General features: G+C 68.3%; 19 protein-coding genes. 7 read left to right on the forward strand and 12 right to left on the reverse strand.

Going from position 1 to position 23,707, the window contains the following annotated elements:
- Positions 1 to 52: 52 nt before the first annotated feature.
- The gene (gene coaA, locus ACWPOC_RS09390; RefSeq protein WP_120281748.1) at positions 53 to 985 is read left to right on the forward strand and encodes a type I pantothenate kinase; all 933 of its coding nucleotides are present in this window, start codon (positions 53 to 55) and stop codon (positions 983 to 985) included.
- A gap of 72 nt (positions 986 to 1,057) precedes the next feature.
- On the opposite strand, the gene ACWPOC_RS09395 is transcribed toward coaA, so the two are convergent.
- Positions 1,058 to 1,825 (reverse strand): isoprenyl transferase, encoded by a 768-nt coding sequence (locus ACWPOC_RS09395; RefSeq protein ID WP_006553884.1) that lies wholly within the window; start codon positions 1,823 to 1,825, stop codon positions 1,058 to 1,060.
- A gap of 157 nt (positions 1,826 to 1,982) precedes the next feature.
- On the opposite strand from ACWPOC_RS09395, the gene trhA reads away from it, so the two are divergent.
- A complete protein-coding gene (gene trhA / locus ACWPOC_RS09400) occupies positions 1,983 to 2,651 on the forward strand; it encodes a PAQR family membrane homeostasis protein TrhA (RefSeq protein ID WP_120281747.1) in 669 nt (222 codons plus the stop codon).
- A 74-nt stretch (positions 2,652 to 2,725) separates the two neighbouring features.
- Positions 2,726 to 3,643: a mechanosensitive ion channel family protein gene (locus tag ACWPOC_RS09405; RefSeq protein WP_120281746.1), complete on the forward strand. Its 918-nt coding sequence runs from the start codon at positions 2,726 to 2,728 to the stop codon at positions 3,641 to 3,643.
- On the opposite strand, the gene ACWPOC_RS09410 is transcribed toward ACWPOC_RS09405, so the two are convergent.
- The gene (locus ACWPOC_RS09410; protein ID WP_085468925.1) at positions 3,640 to 5,745 is read right to left on the reverse strand and encodes an ABC transporter permease; all 2,106 of its coding nucleotides are present in this window, start codon (positions 5,743 to 5,745) and stop codon (positions 3,640 to 3,642) included. The genes ACWPOC_RS09405 and ACWPOC_RS09410 overlap by 4 nt on opposite strands.
- A 187-nt stretch (positions 5,746 to 5,932) precedes the next feature.
- Between ACWPOC_RS09410 and ACWPOC_RS09415 the strand changes: the two genes are divergently transcribed.
- Complete coding sequence (locus tag ACWPOC_RS09415) at positions 5,933 to 6,595, forward strand: TetR/AcrR family transcriptional regulator (protein WP_085468926.1); 663 nt, start codon at positions 5,933 to 5,935, stop codon at positions 6,593 to 6,595.
- 4 nt (positions 6,596 to 6,599) lie between these two features.
- Here the strand turns inward: ACWPOC_RS09415 and ACWPOC_RS09420 are convergent, their stop codons facing one another.
- From ACWPOC_RS09420 to mca, 3 genes are read right to left on the reverse strand one after another with little or no spacing between them, the layout of a single operon-like run.
- Entirely contained in the window at positions 6,600 to 8,594 is a 1,995-nt protein-coding gene (locus ACWPOC_RS09420; protein WP_455408461.1) for a thioredoxin domain-containing protein, read from the reverse strand.
- A 43-nt stretch (positions 8,595 to 8,637) separates the two neighbouring features.
- Entirely contained in the window at positions 8,638 to 8,961 is a 324-nt protein-coding gene (locus ACWPOC_RS09425; RefSeq protein ID WP_455408462.1) for a hypothetical protein, read from the reverse strand.
- Positions 8,958 to 9,818 carry a mycothiol conjugate amidase Mca gene (mca, locus tag ACWPOC_RS09430; protein WP_159419306.1) on the reverse strand — a complete coding sequence of 287 codons (861 nt, stop codon included), beginning with the start codon at positions 9,816 to 9,818 and terminating at the stop codon, positions 8,958 to 8,960. Before mca ends, ACWPOC_RS09425 begins: the two co-directional genes overlap by 4 nt.
- A 180-nt stretch (positions 9,819 to 9,998) precedes the next feature.
- Here mca and ACWPOC_RS09435 point away from each other — a divergent pair, with 180 nt between their 5' ends.
- Complete coding sequence (locus ACWPOC_RS09435; RefSeq protein WP_016691271.1) at positions 9,999 to 10,427, forward strand: DUF4307 domain-containing protein; 429 nt, start codon at positions 9,999 to 10,001, stop codon at positions 10,425 to 10,427.
- 247 nt (positions 10,428 to 10,674) lie between these two features.
- Entirely contained in the window at positions 10,675 to 11,169 is a 495-nt protein-coding gene (greA, locus tag ACWPOC_RS09440) for a transcription elongation factor GreA (RefSeq protein WP_006553878.1), read from the forward strand.
- Between the two features lie 67 nt (positions 11,170 to 11,236).
- Here greA and ACWPOC_RS09445 read toward each other — a convergent pair whose 3' ends face one another.
- The 7 genes from ACWPOC_RS09445 to ACWPOC_RS09475 form a co-directional block, all read right to left on the reverse strand.
- On the reverse strand, positions 11,237 to 12,598 hold the full coding sequence (locus tag ACWPOC_RS09445) for a C40 family peptidase (protein ID WP_183070658.1): 1,362 nt from the start codon (positions 12,596 to 12,598) through the stop codon (positions 11,237 to 11,239).
- Positions 12,599 to 12,747: 149 nt separating this feature from the next.
- On the reverse strand, positions 12,748 to 14,658 hold the full coding sequence (locus ACWPOC_RS09450; protein ID WP_455408463.1) for an SEC-C domain-containing protein: 1,911 nt from the start codon (positions 14,656 to 14,658) through the stop codon (positions 12,748 to 12,750).
- Positions 14,659 to 14,894: 236 nt separating this feature from the next.
- Positions 14,895 to 16,046, reverse strand: a complete 1,152-nt coding sequence (locus ACWPOC_RS09455; protein ID WP_060651828.1) for a cystathionine gamma-synthase — start codon at positions 16,044 to 16,046, stop codon at positions 14,895 to 14,897.
- A 13-nt stretch (positions 16,047 to 16,059) separates the two neighbouring features.
- The gene (locus ACWPOC_RS09460; RefSeq protein WP_006553874.1) at positions 16,060 to 17,445 is read right to left on the reverse strand and encodes a cystathionine beta-synthase; all 1,386 of its coding nucleotides are present in this window, start codon (positions 17,443 to 17,445) and stop codon (positions 16,060 to 16,062) included.
- Between the two features lie 133 nt (positions 17,446 to 17,578).
- Entirely contained in the window at positions 17,579 to 18,421 is an 843-nt protein-coding gene (locus ACWPOC_RS09465; protein ID WP_071934511.1) for a Bax inhibitor-1/YccA family protein, read from the reverse strand.
- Positions 18,422 to 18,517: 96 nt separating this feature from the next.
- Positions 18,518 to 19,660, reverse strand: coding sequence for a class I SAM-dependent methyltransferase (locus ACWPOC_RS09470; RefSeq protein ID WP_455408464.1), 1,143 nt, complete (start codon positions 19,658 to 19,660; stop codon positions 18,518 to 18,520).
- 7 nt (positions 19,661 to 19,667) lie between these two features.
- On the reverse strand, positions 19,668 to 20,024 hold the full coding sequence (locus tag ACWPOC_RS09475) for a hypothetical protein (protein WP_120281737.1): 357 nt from the start codon (positions 20,022 to 20,024) through the stop codon (positions 19,668 to 19,670).
- Positions 20,025 to 20,183: 159 nt separating this feature from the next.
- On the opposite strand from ACWPOC_RS09475, the gene ACWPOC_RS09480 reads away from it, so the two are divergent.
- Complete coding sequence (locus ACWPOC_RS09480; protein WP_455408465.1) at positions 20,184 to 23,684, forward strand: protein kinase domain-containing protein; 3,501 nt, start codon at positions 20,184 to 20,186, stop codon at positions 23,682 to 23,684.
- Positions 23,685 to 23,707 lie beyond the last annotated feature (23 nt).

The following is a 23,707-nucleotide window of genomic DNA, read 5'->3' on the forward strand; positions in this document are numbered from 1 at the left end:
GTTACATGGACATGCAACGCCGCATCCGCCGCGCCACCGGGAAGCCGTGCCGATGGCTCGTCTGAACGAACCGAGCCCGTATGTCGAGTTCGACCGCAAGCAGTGGCGGACGCTGCGGAAGTCGACTCCCCTCGTCCTCACCGAGGACGAACTGATCGGGCTTCGGGGCCTGGGCGAGCAGATCGACCTCGCGGAGGTCGCGGAGGTGTACCTCCCCCTCGCCCGGTTGATCCACCTGCAGGTCGCAGCGAAGCAGCGGTTGTTCGCCGCGACCGCGACCTTCCTCGGGGAGAAGCATCCCGACCAGCAGGTGCCGTTCGTGATCGGTGTGGCCGGTTCGGTGGCGGTCGGCAAGTCCACCACGGCCCGTGTGCTGCAGGCGTTGCTGGCACGCTGGGACCACCACCCGCGGGTGGATCTCGTGACCACCGACGGGTTCCTCCACCCCACCAAGGAGCTGGTGCGGCGCAACATCATGCACCGCAAGGGTTTTCCCGAGAGCTACGACCGGCGCAAGCTGCTGCGGTTCGTCACCGAGGTCAAGTCGGGAGCGAAAGAGGTTGCGGCGCCGATCTACTCCCACATCTCGTACGACATCATCCCGGGTCAGTACCACATCGTGCGGCAACCGGACATCCTCATCATCGAGGGCCTCAATGTGCTGCAGACCGGTCCGCGTCTGATGGTCTCCGACCTGTTCGACTTCTCGATCTACGTCGACGCGCGTATCGAGGACATCGAGAAGTGGTACGTGGAGCGCTTTCTCGCGCTGCGCAAGACGTCCTTCGCCGATCCCGAGGCGCACTTCCACCACTACGCGAACCTGTCGGACCGGGACGCGATGAGTGCCGCGAAGGAGATCTGGCACTCGATCAATCTGCCGAACCTGGTGGAGAACATCCTGCCGACGCGACCGCGCGCGACCCTGGTCCTGCGCAAGGACTCGGATCACGCCATCAACCGGCTCCGGTTGCGCAAGCTCTGACGCGGCCCGCCGCTCGGCCCTGCCTCAGGCGCCGAACCGGCGGTGCCGTCAGGCGCCGAACCGGCGGTGCCGTCAGGCGCCGAACCGGCGGTGCCGTGCGGCGTAGTCGCGCAGCGCGCGCAGGAAGTCGACCCGGCGGAACTCGGGCCAGTACGCCTCGGTGAACCAGATCTCCGAGTAGGCGGACTGCCAGAGCAGGAATCCGGACAGTCGCTGCTCACCGGAGGTACGGATCACGAGGTCCGGATCGGGCTGACCGGAGGTGTAGAGGTGACTGTCGACGCCGTCGACCGTCACCGACTCGACGAGCTCCTCGCCACGCAGCCCCTGCGCGTAGCGCACCCGCAGAAGCGACTGCACCGCATCGACGATCTCCTGGCGACCGCCGTACCCGACGGCCACGTTGACGTGCGTGCCCGTCCGGCCCGCAGTGCCGGCGGCGGCCTCGTGCAGTCGCTTGGCGTGGTCGGCCGGGAGCAGGTCGGTGGTGCCGACGATCTTCACGCCCCAGTTCTGGCCGGGCGCGGAGATCTCCTCCACCACGTCGGAGATGATCTCGAGCAGCGCATCGAGCTCCTCCGGATCGCGCCGGAGGTTCTCGGTGGACAGCAGGTAGATCGTCGCCGTCTCGATGCCGGCCGCATCGCACCAGCTCAGCAGCTCGGCGATCTTCTTGGCACCTTCGCGGTGGCCGTGACTGACGTCGGTGAAGCCGTTCTCGCGCGCCCAACGCCGATTGCCGTCGCACATGACCGCGACGTGTCGCGGATGCCGTGCTCCGTCGAGTTCCTTCAGCAGCCGGCGCTCGTAGAGCCGGTACAGCAGTCCGCGGACGCTCACCCCGTCATCACCACGCGAGTCACATTACGCCCAGGCGTACGGACGGTCGCGGCGGTGGTCACAGAGTCTCCCGGAGCGCCCTCGCAGGCTGTAACGTTGCAACGGAACAAACCTACGGGTGCGTAGGTTACCGCTCGGTACCGGAAGGAGCGCACGCATGACGGCCTTCGGCCTCGAGGAACTGCCCGTCAAACCGCGGATGCGGGGATGGATCCACGCGTGGGCGTTCGGTGTGGCCGTCGTCGCCGGTGCCGCGCTCGTCGCGGCCGCGGCTTTCCTCGCCGACCGTCCGGACGCCGTACTCCCCGCGACGGTCTACGGCCTCACCGTGTGCGGTGTGTTCGGCGTCAGTGCCCTCTACCACCGCCTCAACTGGGGTCCCCGAGCCCGCGTGTGGATGAAGCGCGCCGACCACTCGATGATCTTCGTGTTCATCGCCGGCAGCTACACGCCGTTCGCGACGCTCGCCCTGCCCCCGGAGTCCGGGCGGCCGCTGTTGAGCGTCGTATGGGCGGGCGCGCTGGCGGGCGTGGCCCTGAAGATGCTGTGGCCGACGGCGCCGCGCTGGGTCGGTGTGCCGCTGTATCTGTTGCTCGGATGGGCGATCGTGCCCGTCGCCGGACAGCTGGTCGCCGAGGTCGGTCTGCCCCCCATGCTGCTACTGCTGGTCGGCGGGTTGTTCTACAGCGGCGGAGCGATCCTCTACGCGACCCGCTGGCCCGATCCGTGGCCCGCGACCTTCGGACACCACGAGTTCTTCCACGCCGCCACGGTGATCGCAGCCCTGTGTCATGCGGTAGCGGTGTGGCTCGTGATTCTCGGTTGAAACCTCACGAGCTGCTTCGTGCAACTTCTCACACCACCTGAAGCAACCGGCACCCGTTTGTAGACTCGCGAGGGATGTCTATTCCGTTGCTCGCCTTCGAACTGACCGAGACCAACCGGGACTGGCTGATCCACCGGCCGCTGGCGATCGTGAGTTACATCGCCGTCGCGATCGCGCTTCGCTTCGTCCTCCACCGGTTGATCGACCGCATGACGAAGCCGCGCGAGAGATCCGGCAAGCCGCGCCGATCGTTCCTCGCGCCGCTTCAGGAACGCGCCGAACGCGCCATCGGTGATCCCTACGCGCGCGAACGTCGGATCCAGCGTGCCCAGACGATCGGCTCGGTGTTCAAGTCCGGCGTGTCGGTCGTCGTGCTCGTCTGGGTGGTGCTGCAGACGCTCGACACCCTCGGCTTCAACGTCGCGCCGTTCATCGCCTCGGCCGGTATCGCCGGTGTCGCGCTCGGTTTCGGTGCGCAGAACCTCGTGCGGGATTTCATCTCGGGCATGTTCATGCTGCTCGAGGACCAGTACGGCGTGGGCGACGTGGTGGACCTCGGCGACGCGGTGGGCACCGTCGAGTCGGTCGGCCTGCGCGTGACGACCGTCCGCGACATCGACGGCACCCTGTGGTTCTGCCGTAACGGCGAGATCCTGCGCGTCGGCAACATGAGCCAGGGCCACGCCGTCTCCGTGATCGACGTGCCGATCGCGCCGACCTCCAATGTCGACCGCGCCTGCCAGATCGCGCTGCGGGCCGTGCTCGAGGGCGTCGAACGCGACGACATCGCACCCGACGTCCTGGAGAAGCCCGAATTGCTCGGGGTCAACTCCGTGACGGCGGGTGCGGTGACGCTGCGGCTGACCGTGCGCGTGCGGGCCGGCAAGCAGTGGGCGATCCGCCGCAGCCTCACCCGCGCGGTGCTCGAGGCGTTCGATCAGCACGGCATCGAGTCGCCGAATCTCGCGGTCGCAGCCCCTGCGACCGGTTAGACCTTCTCGGTCACGCGCTCCTGCGCCGGTTCCTCGGCGGTCTGCGGGCCGCCGCGGAACCGGTCGAAGGCAACCACGAACAGCAACGAGACCGCACCCCAGATCACGAACGTGATCAGGTGCGTTCCGACGGCATCGCCCCCGAAGTAGAGGATCGACCGCACCGATTCCACGGCCGCCGGCATCGGCAGCACGCCGTGCAGGAACTTGAAGATCTCCGGCGTCATGTAGACCGACATCGCACCGTTCGAGGCGGGTACGCCGATGAACATCAAGATGCCGACGGCGGGGATGACGGAGAGCAGACCGAACAGGCGGTGCAGCGCCAAAGTGAACATCGATGTCGTGAACGTCGCGACGATGCCGACACCCCACAGCGGGAGGAAATGCCCGTCGACAGCTCCGGTGATCGGGTCGGCGATCACCCAGAGCAGGGCCGGCATGAACAGCGCCCACCCGGCGGAGATGGGCACGATCTGTCGCAGGACCATCGCGGCGGGCTGCGCACCGCCGGCTACGACGACCACCATGAAACCGGACATGATCCAGCCCATGGCGACGTAGAGCGTCACCGTGCCCATCGTGTCGGAACCCGGCAGCGGCGCGATGTTCTCGACGACGAGCGGCAGCTGCATACCCGCGGCGACCTGCTCGAAGGTCTGCTGCACGACCTGCTGCTGGCTCATCCCTGCGGCCTCGTTGGTGATGATGGTCGCGGTGGGCGAGGTGGCGGACGGCAGGACGAAGGCGGCGACGATCTCACGGTCCTGCACGGCAGCGCGGGCGTCGTCGATGGAGTCGGACGTACGCAGGTCGAACAGACCGGCCATGTTCTGTTCGAGCCCGGCGACCGTCTGTTCCGCCTGTTCGGTTGTCGCGGCGACCACGGTGACCGGCATCTCGCGCGGCGTCGGCTGGTACATCGCGCCGAGCATGATCGAGAGCATCAGTACGACCATGGCGAACGGGAAGAACGCCAGCGTCAGGTACCGGACGCGGTTGCTCTTCGGACGGGGTCCGGAGGTGAGCGAGGGCATCGTGATCTCGGGATCGCCCGCGTCGGGGTTGCGGCGACGCTTGAGGGCATCGACACCGAGCGTCGCGGCGAGGGCGAGCAGCGCGCCGATCACCAGGACCGTGATGTGGCCGCCGAGTCCGTCACCACCGAAGTAGACGACCGACCTCAGGGCTTCTCCTGCGGCCGCAGTGGGCAGGAAACCGTGGAGCGGGACGTAGATCGACGGCAACGCGTAGATCGACATGCCGAGGTTCGACGCGGGGACGCCGAGGACCATCACGAAGAGCATGCCCACCAGGACCGCCATCGGTCCGAGGATCCGGGTGAGGAACAACTGCACCGAGCCCACGGCGAAGATGGACAGCCAGCTGATTCCCAGCAGCGTCGCGGTGGGGCCCTCGACCGCGCCGAGGATCGGGCCTGCGACGACACACACGAGGGTGCCGATCAGCACCGACCAGGCTGCGAGCAGGGGCACGATGCGACGGAAGCGCAGCAGCTCGGGCGAGTTGGACAGCATGATGCTCAGCGGCATGTAGCCCGCGAGCATCAATGCCTGCGCCATGAACATCACGCCCAGACCGGCCATGTCGTGGTCCGGCAGCGGAGCCAGGTCCTCGACGGTGAGGTCGAGGCCCGATCCGATGATCGGCGGGGCCACCAGACCGGTGACCATGTTCGACTGCGAGGCCCCGGCGGCGCCGGCGGTGTACACGGCGGCGGTGCCCGCGTCGGACAACGAGACCGCGCCCGCCACCTCTCGCGAGAGCACGAGGTCGCGTGCCTGCTCGTCGGTTCCGACGACGCGGACGTCGACCGCCTCCGGATCGGCGCCCTCGAGCGCGCGGGCGAAGTCGTAGGCCTGCTGCGACGATCCGGCGACGGCGATCGGCATGTCGTGCGGAGCAGGCGCATGCATCGCGTACAGGTAGCCGGTGATCATCATGCCGACCATCAACAGCGGCATCACGAAGATCGCGACGTAGCGCCCGATCTGTTCCTTACGGGCGCGGGCGAGCTCGGCCTCGGTCGCGCCGTCACCTCCCGGTGGATCGTTCTTCTCGGTCGTAACGGTGTCGGTCACTGACGAACTCCTCGATATCCGGTCACGGACTGAACGCTTCCCGGCCGGTACCGGCAACTCGGAAATACGCTGACTGACTTAAAAATCTACGCCGCGTGTCTTAAAGTGAACAACCTGAGACACTGGTGACGTTCGTCCCACCTACCGATGAGCCGTACGGCAGAACGAGAGAGCAGCGGGTTCCAGCGTGAGCACCTACGGCGACCAGGCACGGCGAGCACTACTCGACTCCGCGGAGGAGCTGTTCGCGACCCACGGCGTCGACGGTGTCTCGAACCGCCGCATCGCCGAGCACGCGGGCAACGCGAACCACTCGGCCGTCAACTATCACTTCGGGAGCAGGGAAGAACTCGTCCGTGCCATGGTCACCCGCTACGCCGAGGACACCCGCCGACGACGAGCCGAACTCGTCGGGTTGCTCGGCCCCGAACCGGGACTGCGCGACTACCTGAGCTGCCTCGTCGTCCCGTTCACCGATCAGCTCGCATCGATGCCCGTCCCCGGTTGGCGCGCCCGGTTCCTCCGACAGCTGCGGACGGTCCCCTCGATGGTCGACATCGCGGCCCGGAACGTCGTCGAGGATCCCTATCTCGACGCTCTGATCGAACGGGCCAGGGCGTGCGTCGCCGACATCCCCGACGTGGTGATCACCGGCCGGTCGTGGCTACTGGGGAAACTCGTCGTGGACGCATGCGCCGACTACGAAGCACGCCTGGAACGGGAACGGGTGGAACCCGACTGGACGGGTTTCGCCCTGTTCCTCGTCGACGCGATCGCCGGAATGCTCGAAGCACCGGTGACGAGCACGGGCGATTTCCTCGGCTCGCGCACCGTCTCCGCGTGGCCGTGACAGGTCAGACCGCGGTGAGGACCTCGCGCAGTTCCGTCGCCGTCGTCACCGGCCGATCGCACACGAAGCCCCGGCACACATAGGCCGCGGACGCTCCGTCGACGAGCGGCCGACCGTCGAGCAGCGGCGACGAGTCGGGTTCGCCGCCCACCACGATGGCTCCCCCGGGCGCGATCCGGCGCGCGAGGTCGAGGAGTTCACCGCCACCCGCGACGGCGACCTGCAGCGGACCGCGCACCGACGCCTCGGCCACCGTCAGCCAGTGCCCTCCGGCACGCGGCGCCTTCTCGAGCAGGATCGACGCCGCCGACAGCGACAGCGCGGCTGCGTCGGCGTAGCGGGGGTCGTCGTGCACGAGCGCGGACAGACCGAGCAGCGCCTCGGCGATCAGCGAGGCCCCCGAGGGCGTCGCCCCGTCGACCGCATCGCGCGGCCGGGCGACCAGCGATTCGGCGTCGTGCGCGGTGTCGAACCAGCTCCCTGGACGATCCGGATCCGCGAACTGCGTGAGCGCGACGTCGGCGAGTTCTCGCGCGCGCTCGACCCAGCTCCTGTCCCCGGTCCCCTGATGGACGGCGAGCAGTGCGGTGACGAGCGCTCCGTAGTCCTCGAGCACGCCCGCGGGAGATCCGACGACACCTCCGAGCGACGCGCGGCGCAGTCGTCCGTCGACGAGGTGCCGGTCGAGCAGAAACCGCGCGCACCTCGCCGCGGCGTCGATCCAGGCGGGTTCGCCCAGTGCGACGCCGGCCTCGGCCAGTGCGGTGATGGCGAAGCCGTTCCAGGCGGTGACGACCTTGTCGTCGCGCCCGGGTTGCGCGCGATCCTGCCGGGCCACGAACAGGCGGGCCCGCACGTCGGCGAGACGGGCCGGATCGTCGGGCTCGTCGAGCAGCTGCAACACCGAGGTGCCGTGTTCGAAGGTGCCGCCGGGAGTGACGGTGAAGGCCTCCGCGGCCCACCGGCCGTCCTCCGCGCCGAGCACCTCGACGAGCTGGTCGGGAGTCCACACGTAGGTCAGGCCCTCGACCCCGTCGGTGTCGGCGTCGAGCGCCGAGGCGAATCCGCCGTCCGTGGTGAGCAGGTCGCGTAGCAGGAACTCGGCGGTCTCTCGGGTGACCCGCGTCGGCAGTTCCGCGCCGGTCACCCGTGCGAGGTGCGCGTACAGCCGCAATAGCAGCGCGTTGTCGTAGAGCATCTTCTCGAAGTGCGGCACCGTCCAGGCGACGTCGACGCTGTAGCGCGCGAAACCGCCACCGAGCTGGTCGTAGATCCCACCTCGCGCCATCGCGTCGGTCGTGCGCTCGACGAGACCGAGCGTGTCGGCGGAGCGCGTGCGCTCGTATCCGCGCAGCAGACCCTCGAGCAGGTTGGACGGCGGGAACTTGGGTGCACCCCCGAAGCCGCCGTGTTCGCGGTCCTCGTCGGTGGCGATCGCAGCGGCTGCCGCGTCGAGCAGAGGCGCCTCGACGGCGGCCTCCCCGACGGGCAGTCCCCCGCTGCTGCGACGGAGCTCGGTGGCCACGGCGTCTGCGGCCTGCGTGACCTCGTCGCGACGGTTGCGCCAGGTCTCGGTGATGGCCTCGAGCAGCTGAACGAAGGACGGCATGCCGCCGCGCGGCGTGTTCGGGTAGTACGTGCCGCAGTAGAAAGGGGAACCGTCCGGGGTGAGGAAGCAGGTCATCGGCCACCCGCCCTGACCGGCCATGGCGACGGTCGCGTTCATGTAGACCGCGTCGATGTCCGGCCGTTCCTCGCGGTCGACCTTGATGCACACGAAGTTCTCGTTCATGACGGCGGCGGTGGCCTCGTCCTCGAACGACTCGTGTGCCATGACATGACACCAGTGGCAGGCCGCGTACCCGATCGACAGCAGGATCGGCACGTCGCGCTCGCGCGCCTCCGCGAGCGCGACGTCGCCCCATTCCTGCCAGTGGACCGGATTGTCGGCGTGCTGCCTCAGATAAGGGCTCAGGGCGTCGGCCAGTCGGTTCGCCATGCCCCCACGCTACGGAAGGAGCATCGTCGGTGACGGCCGGTCGTCAGCTTCCCTTGGTGGGTTCCGGACGTTCCGGACCGGTGGCCTTCGTGCCGCCGGCCTTCTCCTCCTCGCCGCCGCCGGGGATCGCACCCGGCAGCGTGCCGTCGTCCACGGCCTGGTCGGGCTCGGGGTGCTCCGGCTGGAAGTTCTCGGGCAGCTTCTTCAGCCGCTTGTTCATGTTCCAGATCAGCAGAGCGGTCGCGACCAGCAGGACCACCACGATGGCCAGTCCGAGCGGGGATGCCTTGCCGAACTCGGGGCCGGTCGGCTCCTGAGCCAGAATCTCGACGGCCAGAACATCGACCGCGAGCGTGCCTATCGTCATTTGCCCTGTCCGTCCTCGATGCCCGCGAACAGATCCGTCTCGGGAAGCTCCGTACTCACGCGGGTCTTGGCCAACTCGAACTCCTCGGTCGGCCACACCTTCTGCTGGATGTCCAACGGCACCGCGAAGAACGATCCGTTGGGGTCGATCTGGGTGGCGTGGGCCCGCAGCGCGTCGTCGCGCTTCGGGAAGTAGTCGCCACAGGTGATCTGGGTGGTCACGCGCCCCATGATGTCGCCCTGCTCGGTGCGCCACTTGCTGAGCCACTGCTCCATCGGGAAGGGCTCCCCGCGACGCTCGTACTCCTCGCGGAACAGTTCGAGCCGCTTACGGATGAAACCGTGCGAGTAGTAGAGCTTTCTCACCGCCCAGGGCTCGCCCAGCTCGGGATGGAAATCCGGATCCGCGGCCGCGTCGTAGGCCGCGACCGACACCTCGTGGCACCGGATGTGGTCGGGGTGCGGGTAGCCGCCGTTCTCGTCGTAGGTGGTCATGACATGGGGGCGGAACTCGCGCACCGACTGCACGAGCCGGCGGACCGGTTCGTCGAGCGGGATCGCTGCGAAGCAGCCCTCCGGCAGCGGGGGCTTGGGGTCGCCCTCGGGCAGTCCGGAGTCGACGAAGCCGAGCCATTGCTGCCGCACCCCGAGGATGCGGGCCGCCTCGGCCATCTCCTCCTGGCGCACCTCGCTCATGCGCTCACGGATGCCGGGCACGTCCATGGCGGGATTCAGGATGTCGCCGCGCTCTCCGCCCGTGAGCGTGACCACCAGGACCTCGTGCCCCTCGGCCGAGTACCGGGCCATCGTGGCCGCGCCCTTGCTCGACTCGTCGTCGGGATGGGCGTGCACGGCCATGAGCCGTAGTCCGCTCACGTGTATTCCTCCACCTCACGTCGTCTGCTTCGCCGGAACCGACCCTGCGCCCGCGTCGCGGTCGCTTCGGATCCGTCCTCTATAGTTCCACCTGATAATTCCGACGTCAGCCGTGACCCTGCGGCGACGCCCGATCCATCGTTCCGCTGTGAAAGCAAAGTGATGAGCAACACCGTGCCCACCGACCGGTACCCCTCCTCCCGGTACCCCGGACCCCGCGTGTCGACACGCGGCAAGCGCTGGGGTTTCACCATCGCCGGTCTGCTCGCGGGGCTCGTCGTGGCGTTCGTTCTGTTCCAGAACAACTCCGCTCCGATCGAGTCGGAGGTCGTCGCCTTCGAGATCATCGACGACAGCACCATCGACATCCAGCTCAAGGTCACGCGCGACGATCCGTCCGAGGACGCCGTCTGCATCATCCGGGCCCGGTCGAAGGACGGCAGCGAGACCGGACGGCGCGAGGTGCTCATCCCGGCATCCGATTCGCAGACGGTCGTGCTGACCTCCACGGTCAAGACGTCACAACGCCCCGGAATGGGCGACACCTACGGCTGCGCCACCGAGGCCCCCGAGTACCTCCGCGCACCCTAGGAACCTGCCGCGACCAGCGTCTTCCTGCGCTTTCCCGGAGCAGCGACGGGAGTGATGCTAAAATAGCCGGATACACGGTTCCACCCTTTGGGGCCGTGTATTGCTGCATAAGAGCATCAACAGACAGTACGACTTCCGTTCAGCCTGACAACAAGGGGGGACGACGGGGGTCGTGCTGTCGCGGTCGTTGCATGTGCACGACTTGTCCACGGAGCCGGGGGCTCCAACCCGAAGGAAGTGATCGAGGATGACCGAGACCCAGGTGACCTGGCTGACGCAGGAGTCGTACGACCGGCTCAAGGCCGAGCTGGACCAGCTCATCGCGAATCGTCCTGTCATCGCCGCCGAGATCAACGAGCGTCGCGAGGAAGGCGACCTCAAGGAGAACGGTGGCTACCACGCAGCCCGTGAGGAACAGGGCCAGCAGGAAGCCCGTATCCGTCAGCTCCAGGAGCTGCTGGGCACCGCCAAGGTCGGCGTCGCTCCGACCGAGTCGGGTGTCGCCCTCCCCGGTTCCGTCGTCACCGTCTACTACGCCGGCGACGAGACCGACACGGAGACGTTCTTGATCGCGACCCGCGAGGAAGGCGCCCGCAACAGCGAGCTCGAGACCTACTCCCCCAGCTCGCCCCTCGGTGGCGCCCTGATCGACGCGAAGGTCGGCGAGACCCGCGAGTACACGCTGCCCAACGGCAACACCATGAAGGTGACCCTGGTGAGCGCGGAACCCTACCGCGGCTGATCGCCTCTGCAGCCGAAAGGCCCGACCGGAGAATCCGGTCGGGCCTTTCGCGTGTTCACGGCAGGTATCAGAAGATGCGCCGCGCCTTCATGTCGGGGAAGACCGGCCCCACCCGCACGACGTCGCCGGTGGTGGGTGCGTGCACCATCTGCCCGCCGCCGATGTAGATGGCGACGTGACCCGGTCCCCCGGCCTGCCAGTTGCCGAACAGCAGGTCGCCGGGGCGCGCCGCGTACAGCGGCACCTCGGTGCCGATGTGCCACTGCGTCTCGGACGTGCGCGGCAGCGTGATGCCTGTCGCGGCGAACACCGCGTACGACGTCAGGCCGGAGCAGTCGAAACCGCCGCCGGACGGCCCGTTGATATTGCCGCCACCCCAGACGTACGGCAGGCCGAGGTACTTGAAGGCCAGGTCGACGATGCGGTTGCCGATGTCACCGGCCCCGCCTCCGATGCCCAGACCCAGGAACGGCGAGAGCATGCGAGCGAAGACGTGCTCGGTCGCTCGGATCTTCGCGACGTAGGGCTTCGTCTGGTTCTCGTAGTCGGGATGACCGGACGGCATGCCACCCGAACGTTTCACCGCGCCGACGCCGGCGTTGTAGGCCGCGAGGGTCAGATCGAGGGTGTCGCCCTCGACCAGTCCGCGCTTCTTCCAGTCGTCGATGAGCTTGTAGTTGTCGCACAGGAGGTTGCCCGACGCCATGACCGGGTCGGCGATACCGAGGACGTCGGCCTTACCGTCACCGTCGGCGTCCTTGCCGTACTGGTCCCAGGTGCCGGGCATGAACTGTCCCGGGCCGCGGGCGCCGACCGGCGAGACCGGCGCGGTCGGGCCGTACCGGAAACCGTTCTCGGCGGAGTAGAGGGCCGCGAGGACCGGCGCGGAGATCCCGTCGCACAGTTCCCCTGCCTTCTTCAGCCACGGCGCGAACACGGCGATCGCACCGATGGGTGCGAGTCGCGTTCCGGGAAGGATCGCCGGGATCGACGGCAGTGCGATCCCGGTGCCGGGGATCGTGGGACCCGGTTGCGGGTTCCCGACCGCGCCGGTCGCCGGCGGTCGGGCCGGTATCCCGAAGGGCCCGGGCCGGGCGGCCGGCGGTTCGGGCGCCAGCGCAGGCGGAGCCGCTTCCGGATCGGCGGGGTGCAGCGCTGCAGCCGCCTCCTCGGGCAGATGCGGCTCGATCGCCCCCGCGACCGCCGTCGTCGCATCCGCGACCGCCTGTTGGGCTCCCTGCTGCATCGGCTCCGGCAACGACGCGACGAAATTCGCCACGTCCGTGTCGGCGTTCTCCGCAGTTGCCTCGAACGACTCGATCGCCCCGTTGATCTGATCCTTGATCTCTGCTGGTAAGTCCACGCCCTGAACGAGCGCACTTGCTGCCGTAGCCACTGCCACGATGACCGCAGACGGGTCCACCGACATCCGCTACCCCCACATCCATCCATCAACCGCTCTCACCGTAGCTGTGAGGTCGATCACCAGTACGGCTTCCGGATGTTCTTATCACATATATTCAGGAACACGTTCTAGTATTGGGACCAGTGGGATCGGTGTTTCCCGAGTGACCAGAGTTACGGTTCCGGATAGAAGTCCGCAGCATCGGGATGGGTCAGGACGTCCATGATGTCCACCGGATCGACCGTGCCCTCGGCGAGCAGCGCCACGAGCGTGTCCCGCTGGTCCTCCGTCACCGGTTCGCAGCCGCCGGGCATCACCCATCGGTCCTCACCCACCGGCATCACGCGAGCGCACAGCAACGTGCCGGCGGGCACCTCACCTGCCAGCCAGGGCGCGAACACCTCCACCACCCGATCGCTGCGCACGTCGCGCAGCGTGAGCGACTCCTCCGGCGCACTCGCCTCGACCTCGAAGACCGAACGCTCGACCGCCAGCCACGAGCGGGCGAGCTCCACCTCGTCCTCGGGCAGCAACTCCCCGCGACGCTCGACGAAATCCGCGAACGCGCCGGCATCGAAGAGCAGGACGTCCTCGACGAGCGGATCGGCGACGGCCTCGGCCACAGCATCGTCGTCCCCGTAGCCCGAGCGGGCCTCCGCCAGCGCGACCCGCTGTTCCGCCCATCCGGGTTCCAGGGCGTGCATGGCCGCCTTCATGTACAGCCAGTCGGACCGCTCCTCGAGCGAGTGTTCGGCGCGCCCGAGATGGCACGCCTTGTACTTGCGGCCCGACCCGCACCAGCAGCGGTCGTTGCGGCCGAGCCCCGGGACCTCCTTCGGCCGGTACCGTTCGAGCAGTTCGTGGAGGGGGTGTTCGTCGCCACCCGGCACCCGGGCGAGCAGAGACAGCCCCCGGATCGCGTCCCCGCGATCGGAGGCGAAGCGCGCGAGGTCGAACAACGGCAGGTCGAAGGCGGAGTCGAGGTCGGCCGAACGCTCGTAGTGCCGTTCGGCTTCGGTGATGCGTCCGGTCGATTCGGCCGCGCGACCGGCGATCCAGTGCGCTGCCCCCGCCGCACGTCGCGGCGCATGGTCGAGCAGCCACAGCGCGGCCTGTTCGATCGCCTCGGGCGCGAGCTTCTCCCCCACCAGTTCGTCGTAGACGGTCTCGGCGATCTCGGGATCGGACAGCACCGAGTACAGACCGGATTTCCCCACGGCGAAACGCTCGTCGAGTTCGGCGTCGTCGCCGCGTTCGAGGGCTTCGACCAGCGACGCGAACAGGGCCACGCCGGGCACGGCGTCGACGGGGATCCCGAGCTGTTCGGCATAGATCTCGAACATCGCCCGGTCGGAGTATCCGTCGAAGTCGAAACCGTTCGGTGCCACCAGGTCTCCGCTGCGGACCAGTCCGGCCTCGGCGAGCAGTTCCCCGAGGGGCAGGGACGGCGCGGAGAACGCGTCCGGCGTTTCGGCGAGCACGTCGAGGAAGGTGCCCTCGAGGCTCGCCACCTGCTCGCGGGCGATGGCCTGTTCGAGCGCGTGCACGAATTCACTCTCACTGCTCCGGACTTCGACGTCGACCGGAGCGAACGACAGACGACCGTCCCGCGCGGTGAGCGCGAGCAGATCTCCCGGCTCGTAACCCGACAGGTCCTCTTCGGGAAAGACGATCGTCTCCTTGCGGAGGAATCCACCCGAATCCGGATCGTTCTGCGCGGCAGGATCTTCGGAGCCACCGGGTTGCACGAGATCGAACTCGTCGTCCTCGGAGACGAGCAGCAGGAGCGGTTCGATGTCGTCGACGGGGATCGCGTGCCGGTCGAGTTCGTCCGCGGTGAGGCGGTGTGTGAGCGTCCTGCCCTCGAACAGCACATCCGTCGCTGCAACACGGTCGGCGGACAACCACATCAGCAGCGGATGCGGTTCCGACTGTTCGAGATCGATCATCACCTGCTCGGCGGAGCCGAATCCGTGCTCCTCGAGATCATCGGCCACCTCGTCGATCGTCATGGGTCCGTGGCGCCGTACCGTGTCGAGCACGGTGTCCCACAGGGCGGATTCGGGATGTTCGCTGTCCGTCACCACGCGATCGTACGGCGCCCGGCCGTGCTTCCGGGGGCTATGCGGTTCCTTCCGCACGTCGCCGTCACGCGTCACACGTCGCAGGCGGCCTTCAGTCGGGCGCGGGCCCGGACGGCCGGTGTGATCGGTGTGGTGGTGTGCCATCGCGGAGGTTCTCTGGCGGCACGAATCCGTCCCTGACGAGAAGAAGGCGCCCTTCGGGACGCCTTCTTCTCGTGTCTTCTACGACCGGTGTGTCAGCCGAGCGCCTGTTCGACGTCGGCGAGCAGGTCGGCGGCATCCTCGATGCCCACCGACAACCGGACGAGATCCTCGGGGACCTCGAGCAGCGACCCGGCGGTGGAGGCGTGGGTCATCGCACCCGGATGCTCGATGAGCGACTCCACGCCACCGAGCGACTCGGCGAGGGTGAAGATCTCGGTGCGCTTGCAGAAGTCCAGCGCGGCCTGGCGGCCACCGGCGAGGCGCACGGAGATCATGCCACCGAAGCGACGCATCTGCTTGGCCGCGTACTCGTGGCCCGGATGCGATTCGAGACCCGGGTACAGCACCTTGGTCACGGCGGAGTGTCCCGACAGGAAGTCGACGAGCTTCTCGGCGTTGTCGGAGTGCTTCTCCATCCGCACCGCGAGCGTCTTGATGCCGCGCAGCGTGAGGAAGGCGTCGAACGGGCCCGGCACGGCGCCCGCACCGTTCTGCAGGAACGCGAAGGCGGCGTCGAGCTCCTCGTCGTTCGTCACCAGCGCGCCACCGACGACGTCGGAGTGACCACCGATGTACTTGGTGGTCGAATGCAGCACGACGTCGGCGCCGAAGGTGAGCGGCTGCTGCAGGTACGGCGACGCGAAGGTGTTGTCGACGACGATCTTGGCACCACCCTCGTGCGCGATGTCGGCGAGCGCCGAGATGTCGCCGATGTTGAGCAGCGGGTTGGTGGGCGTCTCCACCCACACGAGCTTGGTGTTCGGGCGCACGGCCGCGCGCACCTCGTCCGCGTCGTTGATCGCGGCCGGGGTGTACTCGATCCCCCACTGCGTGAACACCTTGTCGATGAGACGGAAGGTGCCGCCGTAGGCGTCGTTGGGGATGACGAGGTGGTCGCCCGGACGCAGCACCGAACGGAGCAGGCAGTCGGTGGCGGCCATGCCCGAGCCGAACGCCCGGCCGTAGGTGCCGTTCTCGAGCGCGGCGAGGTTCGCCTCGAGGGGACGACGGGTGGGGTTGCCGGTACGGGCGTACTCGAAGCCGTTGCGCATCTCGCCCACGCCGTCCTGGGCGAAGGTCGACGACGCGTAGATCGGCACGTTGACGGCACCGGTCTGGGGATCGGGCTCGTACCCGGCGTGGATGGCGCGGGTCGCGAAACCGTGCTGGTTCTGGTCTGTCATGAAGATCTGTGTCCTATCGGCCTTGAGAGATGAATCCGAGCAGGTCGTGGCGGGTGATGACGCCGACGGGCTTGCCGTCGTCGATCACCATGAGCGCGTCGGTGTCGCCGAACGCCTTCGTGGCGGAGTCGATCGACTCGCCCACGCCGATGTTCGGCAGCGGCGGGCTCATGTGCTTCTCGACCGGATCGGCGAGATTCGCGCGACCCTCGAAGACGGCGCTGAGCAGTTCGCGCTCGCTGACCGAACCGGCCACCTCACCTGCGGTGACGGGCGGTTCGGCACCCACGACCGGCATCTGCGAGACGCCGTACTCACGGAGGATCTCGATGGCGTCGCGCACCGTCTCGGACGGGTGGGTGTGCACGAGGTCGGGCAGGTCGCCGCTCTTGCCGCGCAGCACGTCGCCGACGGTGGAGTCGTCGGGCTTGCCGTCGAGCGGCGCGCGCAGGAAGCCGTAGCTGGCCATCCACTTGTCGTTGAAGATCTTCGACATGTAGCCGCGACCACCGTCGGGCAGCAGCACGACGACGACCGCGTCGGGGCCCTCACGCTCGGCGACCTGCAGTGCGGCGACGACGGCCATGCCGCACGAGCCACCGACGAGCAGGCCTTCCTCGCGGGCGAGGCGACGGGTCATCTCGAACGAGTCGGCGTCGGAGACGGCGATGATCTCGTCGGGGATCGACGGGTCGTAGGCGGAGGGCCAGAAGTCCTCACCGACACCCTCGACGAGGTACGGCCGGCCGGTGCCGCCCGAGTACACCGAGCCCTCGGGGTCGACGCCGACGACCTTCACTGCACCGTTGGAGACTTCCTTGAGGTACCGGCCGGTGCCCGAGATGGTGCCGCCGGTGCCGACGCCCGCGACGAAGTGCGTGATCTTGCCGTCGGTGTCGTTCCAGATCTCCGGGCCGGTGGTCTCGTAGTGGCTCGCCGGGCCACCCGGGTTGGAGTACTGGTTCGGCTTCCAGCCACCGGGGAGCTCACGGGCGAGACGGTCGGAGACGCTGTAGTAGCTGTCGGGGTGCTCCGGCGGGACCGCGGTCGGGCACACGACCACCTCGGCACCGTAGGCCCGCAGCACGTTGCGCTTGTCCTCGCCGACCTTGTCGGGACACACGAACACGCACTTGTAGCCGCGCTGCTGCGCGACCAGGGCCAGGCCGATGCCGGTGTTGCCGGAGGTGGGCTCGACGATCGTCCCGCCCGGCTTCAGTTCGCCCGACGCTTCGGCCGCATCGATCATCTTCACCGCGATGCGGTCCTTGGAGCTGCCGCCGGGATTGAGGTATTCGATCTTCGCTGCTACGAGCCCCGATCCGGGTTTCACCACCGTGTTGAGCTTGACGAGGGGGGTGTTTCCGATGAGGTCGATGACGGAATCCGCAATGCGCATGACTCCATGTTCCCACGTCGTGGCTTTCCGGCAGGGGGACGGTGTACACCCCCTGGGAAAACACCCCTGCGAAACAACCCCTGCGAAACGACGAAGACCCCGGACCGTGGTCCGGGGTCTTCGTGGCGTACTGCTAGTCGTTCTGGAAGTAGCTGAGCAGTCGCAGGATCTCGACGTACAGCCACACCAGGGTGACGGTCAGGCCGAGGGCGACGCCCCAAGCGGCCTTCTCGGGGGCCTGTGCGCGGATCAGCTGGTCGGCGGAGTCGAAGTCCAGCAGGAAGCTGAACGCCGCGATGCCGATGCACACGAGGCTGAAGATGATGGCGATCGGGCCGCCGTCGCGCAGGCCCAGGCCACCGTCGATGAAGAAGCCGGCGATGAGGTTGCCCAGCGCCAGGACCAGGACACCGACGAGGGCGCCGACGATCATGCGGGTCAGGCGCGGCGTGACGCGGATGGCGCCGGTGCGGTACACGACGAGCATGCCGAAGAACACGCCGAAGGTGCCGAGGACGGCCTGCGCGATCAGGGTCGCGCCGCCGGCGCCACCGAACGTGATGTCGGTGAACATGAACGACAGCGCGCCGAGGAAGAAGCCTTCCGCGACCGCGTAGGCGAGGACGATCGCCGGGTTGTCCATCTTGCGGCCGAACGTCGCGACCAGCACGAGGACGAGGCCGATCAGACCGCCGCCGATGACGAACGGAGCTGCCAGGCCGACGTTGGAGTTGACCAGCACGTAGGAGATGAGTGCCGAGACGGCGAGCACACCGAGCGTGATGCCGGTCTTGGTGACGACGTCGTCGATGGTCATCGTCCGCTGGTCGGTGGGGCGTGCCCACGGATCCGTCTGCGGCTGACCGAATTGCTGGGTGGCCTGCGCGGCGCCTGCCGTCGCAGAGCCGAACGTGGCGTATCCGCCGCCCTCTTGCTTGGGCAGGTTGCGGAACACCGGGTTACTGGTGGTGCGCACCGTGCACTTCCCTTCTCGTGGTCGCTTCTGTCCGTTCAACGAGGCAGTGACCTCACGAGTTCCCGTTTCGTCGAGAAAGCTCGGACTAATCGGACTCTACCGGCTCCGTACCGACCTGGTCACCGTGAACTTGCGGTTGCGGCCCTCGACGCGGGTCGGCCCGACGACGCCCGACAGCGCGGGGCGGTAGTCGAGGTGGCGGTTGTAGACCGTCCACATCTGTCCTCCCGGGCGGAGGATCCGGGCTGCGGCGTCGAACATCTTGTGGGCCGCGCCGGTGTGCACGGCGGCGCCGATGTGGAAGGGCGGATTGCACACCACCAGGTCGACCGACCCGGCGGCGATCGAGCTCGCGGCATCGTCGCGGAGCGTGTCGACCCGGTCGGCGAGCCCGTTCGCGGCGGCCGTCTCCGCGGCGGAGGCGACGGCGGCGGCGGAGTGATCGGTCGCGATCACGCGAACGTCGGGCAGTTGCCGGGCGAGCATCGCGGCGAGGATGCCGGTGCCGCAGCCGAGGTCCACCGCGAGCTGCTCGTCCGTGTCGCTACGAGGCAGGTCGATGTTCGGGAAGTGGTCGAGGAGGAAACGGGTGCCGATGTCGAGACGCGGGCCGGCGAAGGCGGCCCCGTGCGCGACGACGGCGAGGTCGAGTTCGTCGAGCCGCTGACGGACGGGATAGGAGGCCGGTCCGGGTGTTGCTCCGCGCGCGGTGAGCACCCGCGACTTCTGCCGTCCCCGCGACGCGCGGACCTCGGCGAAGGACGCACCGAGGACGTCGTTCATCGCAAGGCTGATGTGCTTGTCGCGGCCACCGGCGAACACGACGACCTCGGGGTCGGCGTGGCGGGCCACGGTCTCGGCGATCTGGGTGAGCGCCGACAGCGAACGGGGAAGACGCAGCAGTACCACTCGGGCACCGGCGAGCAGGTCCGCGTCGAGTCCGCAGGAACGATAGCGGTCGGTGAGATCCTCACGTTCGGCGTTCGCAGCCAGCGCGCGTTCGGCCACCACCGAGTCCTGATGCACCCGGATCCGCTCCGCGCCGAACCGGACGGCCGCACCCAGGGTCAGGGCACCGTACTGGTCGTCGACGACCACGATCGTGCCCGGCGTTGCGGATTCCAGGGCGGGGGCGGCTTCGTCGAGGAGCAGGCGATCGGCCCCGTCGACGGCGAACAGGTTGGGCGCTTCCACATCCGGGAAGCGCCTCAACCTGTCGTACAACTCGTCGATCAACACTCGACCGTCAGCACTCGCCCTTTCCGGCGTTCTCGATGGCACGCAGGGTGTCGGCCTGCTCCTCTTCGCTGAGATCCTGCCAGGCCGGGAGCTGCTGCTGGGCGTCGGCGACGGCCTGGGCCGCTGCCGCGCGGTCCTGGCCCCACCCCTCGAGCTCGTCGAGGTAGGGCAGCAGAGCCTCGCAGTTCTCCTCGTAGCTCTTGCCGAGTTCGACGCTGGTGCCCGAGGTGCCGGCCTCCGCCGAAGCCGAGGTGCTCGTCGTGGTGGTGGTCTCCTCGGCCGAGTCGGATCCGTCCGAGGATCCACACGCCGCCGCAAGCAGGACCACACCTGCACCGAACAGCGCCGCGAGAGTCTTCTTCATCTATGTCCCACTTCTGGTCGCAGTGTCGTTTCGTCCGTTCCCGGTGAGGCACCGTGGTCCGGCCGGACCACGTTAGACCAGGGGCGACGCACGATCTGCAGCGGGCGTGCACATTTCGAGACTATCCTGGGGAAACGGCTTCCCGAGGTGATTGCGCCGATGACCGAGAACGATCCGGCCGCCACTCAGCGCGCGCCGATTGTCGACGTCGCAGAGACCGACATCGTGCGCGCGCTGCACGATGCCGGTTTCACCGACGCCGTGGAGATCGGCCGCGGCGGCTTCGGTGTGGTCTACCGCTGCCGGCAGGCCGAACTCGACCGTGACGTCGCGGTGAAGGTGCTGCGCCGCTCCCCCGAACCCGCCGATCTCGAACGCTTCCTGCGCGAGCAACGCGCGATGGGGCGGCTCTCCGGCCACCCCAACATCGTCACCGTGCTGCAGGCCGGCGCGACGGACACGAGCCTGCCCTATCTGGTGATGCACTATCACCCGCACGACTCTCTCGACACCCGCATCCGGCGGCACGGGCCGATCACCTGGCCGGAGGCGGTCCGGATCGGGGTGAAGGTCGCCGGCGCACTCGAGACGGCGCATCGTTCCGACGTCCTGCACCGCGACATCAAGCCCGGCAACATCCTGCTCACCGAGTACGGCGAACCGCAACTGACGGATTTCGGTATCGCCCGCGTCGGCGGCGGCTTCCGCACCACTGCCGGTGAGATCACCGGTTCCCCCGCGTTCACGGCACCGGAGGTGCTGCGCGGTCATGCCCCGACTCCGGCCGCCGACGTCTACGGCCTCTCCGCGACCCTGTTCGCGGCGATCACCGGTCACGCCGCCTTCGAGCGGAAGGAGGGCGAGAAGATCGTCGCGCAGTTCGTGCGCATCACTTCCGAGCCCGTCCCCGACCTGCGCGGCGAGGGCATCCCCGACGACGTGTGCGAGGCCCTCGAGCGCGGTATGGCGACCGATGCCGAGGACCGGCCGCAGACGGCCGCCGAGTTCGGCGATCTGCTCCGCGACGTCCAGCGCGCCCACAACCTGCCCATCGACGAGATGGCGCTGCCCGGGTTACCGCCGTCCGGCCCGTTCCCGCCGCGCTCGGCGCCACCGCTCACCGGGCCGGCCTCGACGGTCTCCGGCCGCTCGTCCACGGTCTCGGGACGCACCGGTCCGTCCACCGCACCGTCGACCAGATTCCGGCCGCCCTCGACGTCCCGTCCCCTGATCGAACGCAGCCGTCTGATCTCGTTCCTGCGGGCCGGCGGACGGCGCCGTCTCATCGCCATCCACGCCCCCACCGGCTTCGGCAAGTCCACCCTCGCGGCGCAGTGGCGCAACGTACTCGCCGCCGAGGGAGTGCCGGTCGCGTGGTTGACGGTGGACAGCGACGACAACAACGTCCTGTGGTTCCTCGCGCACCTCGTCGAGGCCATGAAACAGATCCGGCCCGTGCTTGCGCGCGAGCTCGGCCAGATCCTCGACGCGCACGGCGACGAGGCCGAACGGTACGTGCTGTGCACGCTCATCGACGAGCTGCACCGCACCGACACCGCGGCGACGCTGGTGATCGACGACTGGCACCGCGTCACGTCGACGGAGACCGTTGCCGCCCTCGAATTCCTGCTCGACCGCGGATGTCATCACCTGCAGCTCGTGGTGACGAGCCGCAACCGATCCGGACTTCCGCTCAGCCGCATGCGCGTTCGCGACGAGCTGGTCGAGATCGATTCGACGGCACTGCGGTTCGGGGTGGACGAATCGAACGCCTTCCTGCGCGACATCGGCGGGATAGACCTCGACCCCGAGGACGTGGAGGATCTCACCCGCACCACGGAGGGGTGGGCCGCAGCACTGCAGCTCGCGTCGTTGTCGTTGCGTGACAGCGACGATCCGTCGTGGCTCATCGAGAACATCACCGGCCGGCACCACGCGATCGGTGAGTTCCTCGCCGACAACGTGCTGGCCGGTCTCGAACCCCGGATGTACGAATTCCTCCTCGCGACCAGCATCACCGAATCGATCAGTGGCAGCCTGGCCGTGGCACTCACGGGCGATCCGCGCAGCCAGGCGATGCTCGAGGAGGCGGAGGAACGCGACCTGTTCCTGCGGCACGTCGACGACGAACGCGTGTGGTTCCGCTACCACCACCTGTTCCTCGATTTCCTGCGGCGGCGTCTCGAACGCGACCATCCCGACAAAGTCGCGGACCTGCACCGCACCGCCGCCGACTGGTTCGCCCGCAACCGCATGCTGCAGGAGGCCGTCGACCACGCCCTCGCCGCCAACGACACCGGCTTCGCCGTCGACCTACTCGCCGACGACGGCATGTACCTGATGGAGCACGGTCACATCGCCACGCTGCTCGCCCTGATCGACAAACTGCCGCCACGGGCCGTCGCGAACGATCCGCGCCTGCTGCTCACGCAGGCCTGGGCGAACAGTGCGCTGCTGCGGTTGGACCGGTGTCGCAGAACCCTCGCGGCGGTACGGGAACTGCTCGACCGGGGGGTGACGGACAGCTACGACGTCGAAGCACTCCGCATCGAGGCGGACGCCGTCGAGGCGTCGATCCTGATGAACTCCGACCGCATCGACGGCATCTACGAGCTCATCGCGCCGTGCCTGGAGAATCCGACCTCCGTGCACCCGTGGGTGGTGGCGGCCGCAGCCGACTTCGCCTCGTACGCCGACATCTTCCGCTTCGACTTCGCCTCCGCGATCGGGCGGCAGGAATGGGCGGAGCCCTACCACCGCGAGACCCGCGGACCGTTCGCGTCGATCTACGGTCAGTGCCTGTGCGGCATCGCGGCGAACGAACGACTCGACGTCGCCGCGGCCGAGAAGTACTTCCGCACAGCGCTGCGCCGAGCGCGACGCAACGGCGGGATCCACACCCACGGAGGGCGTCTCGCCGCTGCCATGCTCGGAGAGCTGCTCTACGAACAGGGACGGATCGCCGAGGCCGAAGCGTTGCTCGACGAGAGCAACCTGCTCGGAATAGAAGGCGGTGGAACGGATTTCCTCATCGCTCGCTTCGGTACCGCTGCGCGCCTGAAGATGCTGCAGGGCAACCGGGAGGCAGCCGTCGCCCTGCTCGCCGAAGGACTGCGGGTGGCGGCGCTGCACGACCTGCCACGCCTGCGGGCACGCATCGAGAACGAACGGGTCCGGCTCGGGATCACCACCCCCGGTCCTTCGACGCGCACGATGCCGGAGAAGACCACACCCCACCCGGACGGAACCGTCGAGATCACCCTCCAGATCGAGGACTCCACCGCGATCCGATTGCTCAGCGAGAGCGGGGAGCCCGAGGCGGCGGAACAGGCCGTCGATTGGGCGCGGATGTGGGTGCAGCGCACCGCCTCGCGTCCCCGCGCCCACCTGCAGGCCCACCGTCTGCTCGCCTCCTGCCTGCACGCAGCCGGGCGCATCGAGGAGGCCGCGGAGACCCTGGCCGTCGTGGTCGACGCGTGCGCGGCGCGCGGGATGGTGCGCTATCTGACCGACGGCGGGCCACACGTGATCGCCACGCTCACCTCGATGCAAGGGCGGATCGAGCGGGGCCTGTGGCCTGACGATCGGCCACGGATCGACCTCGGGTTCGTCGACGAGGTGCTGCGATTGGTAGACACCGAGCATCGTCCTGTCGTGTGAACCTCCTACGGGGGACGTGGTGT

This window comes from Rhodococcus sp. 5G237, assembly GCF_053764735.1.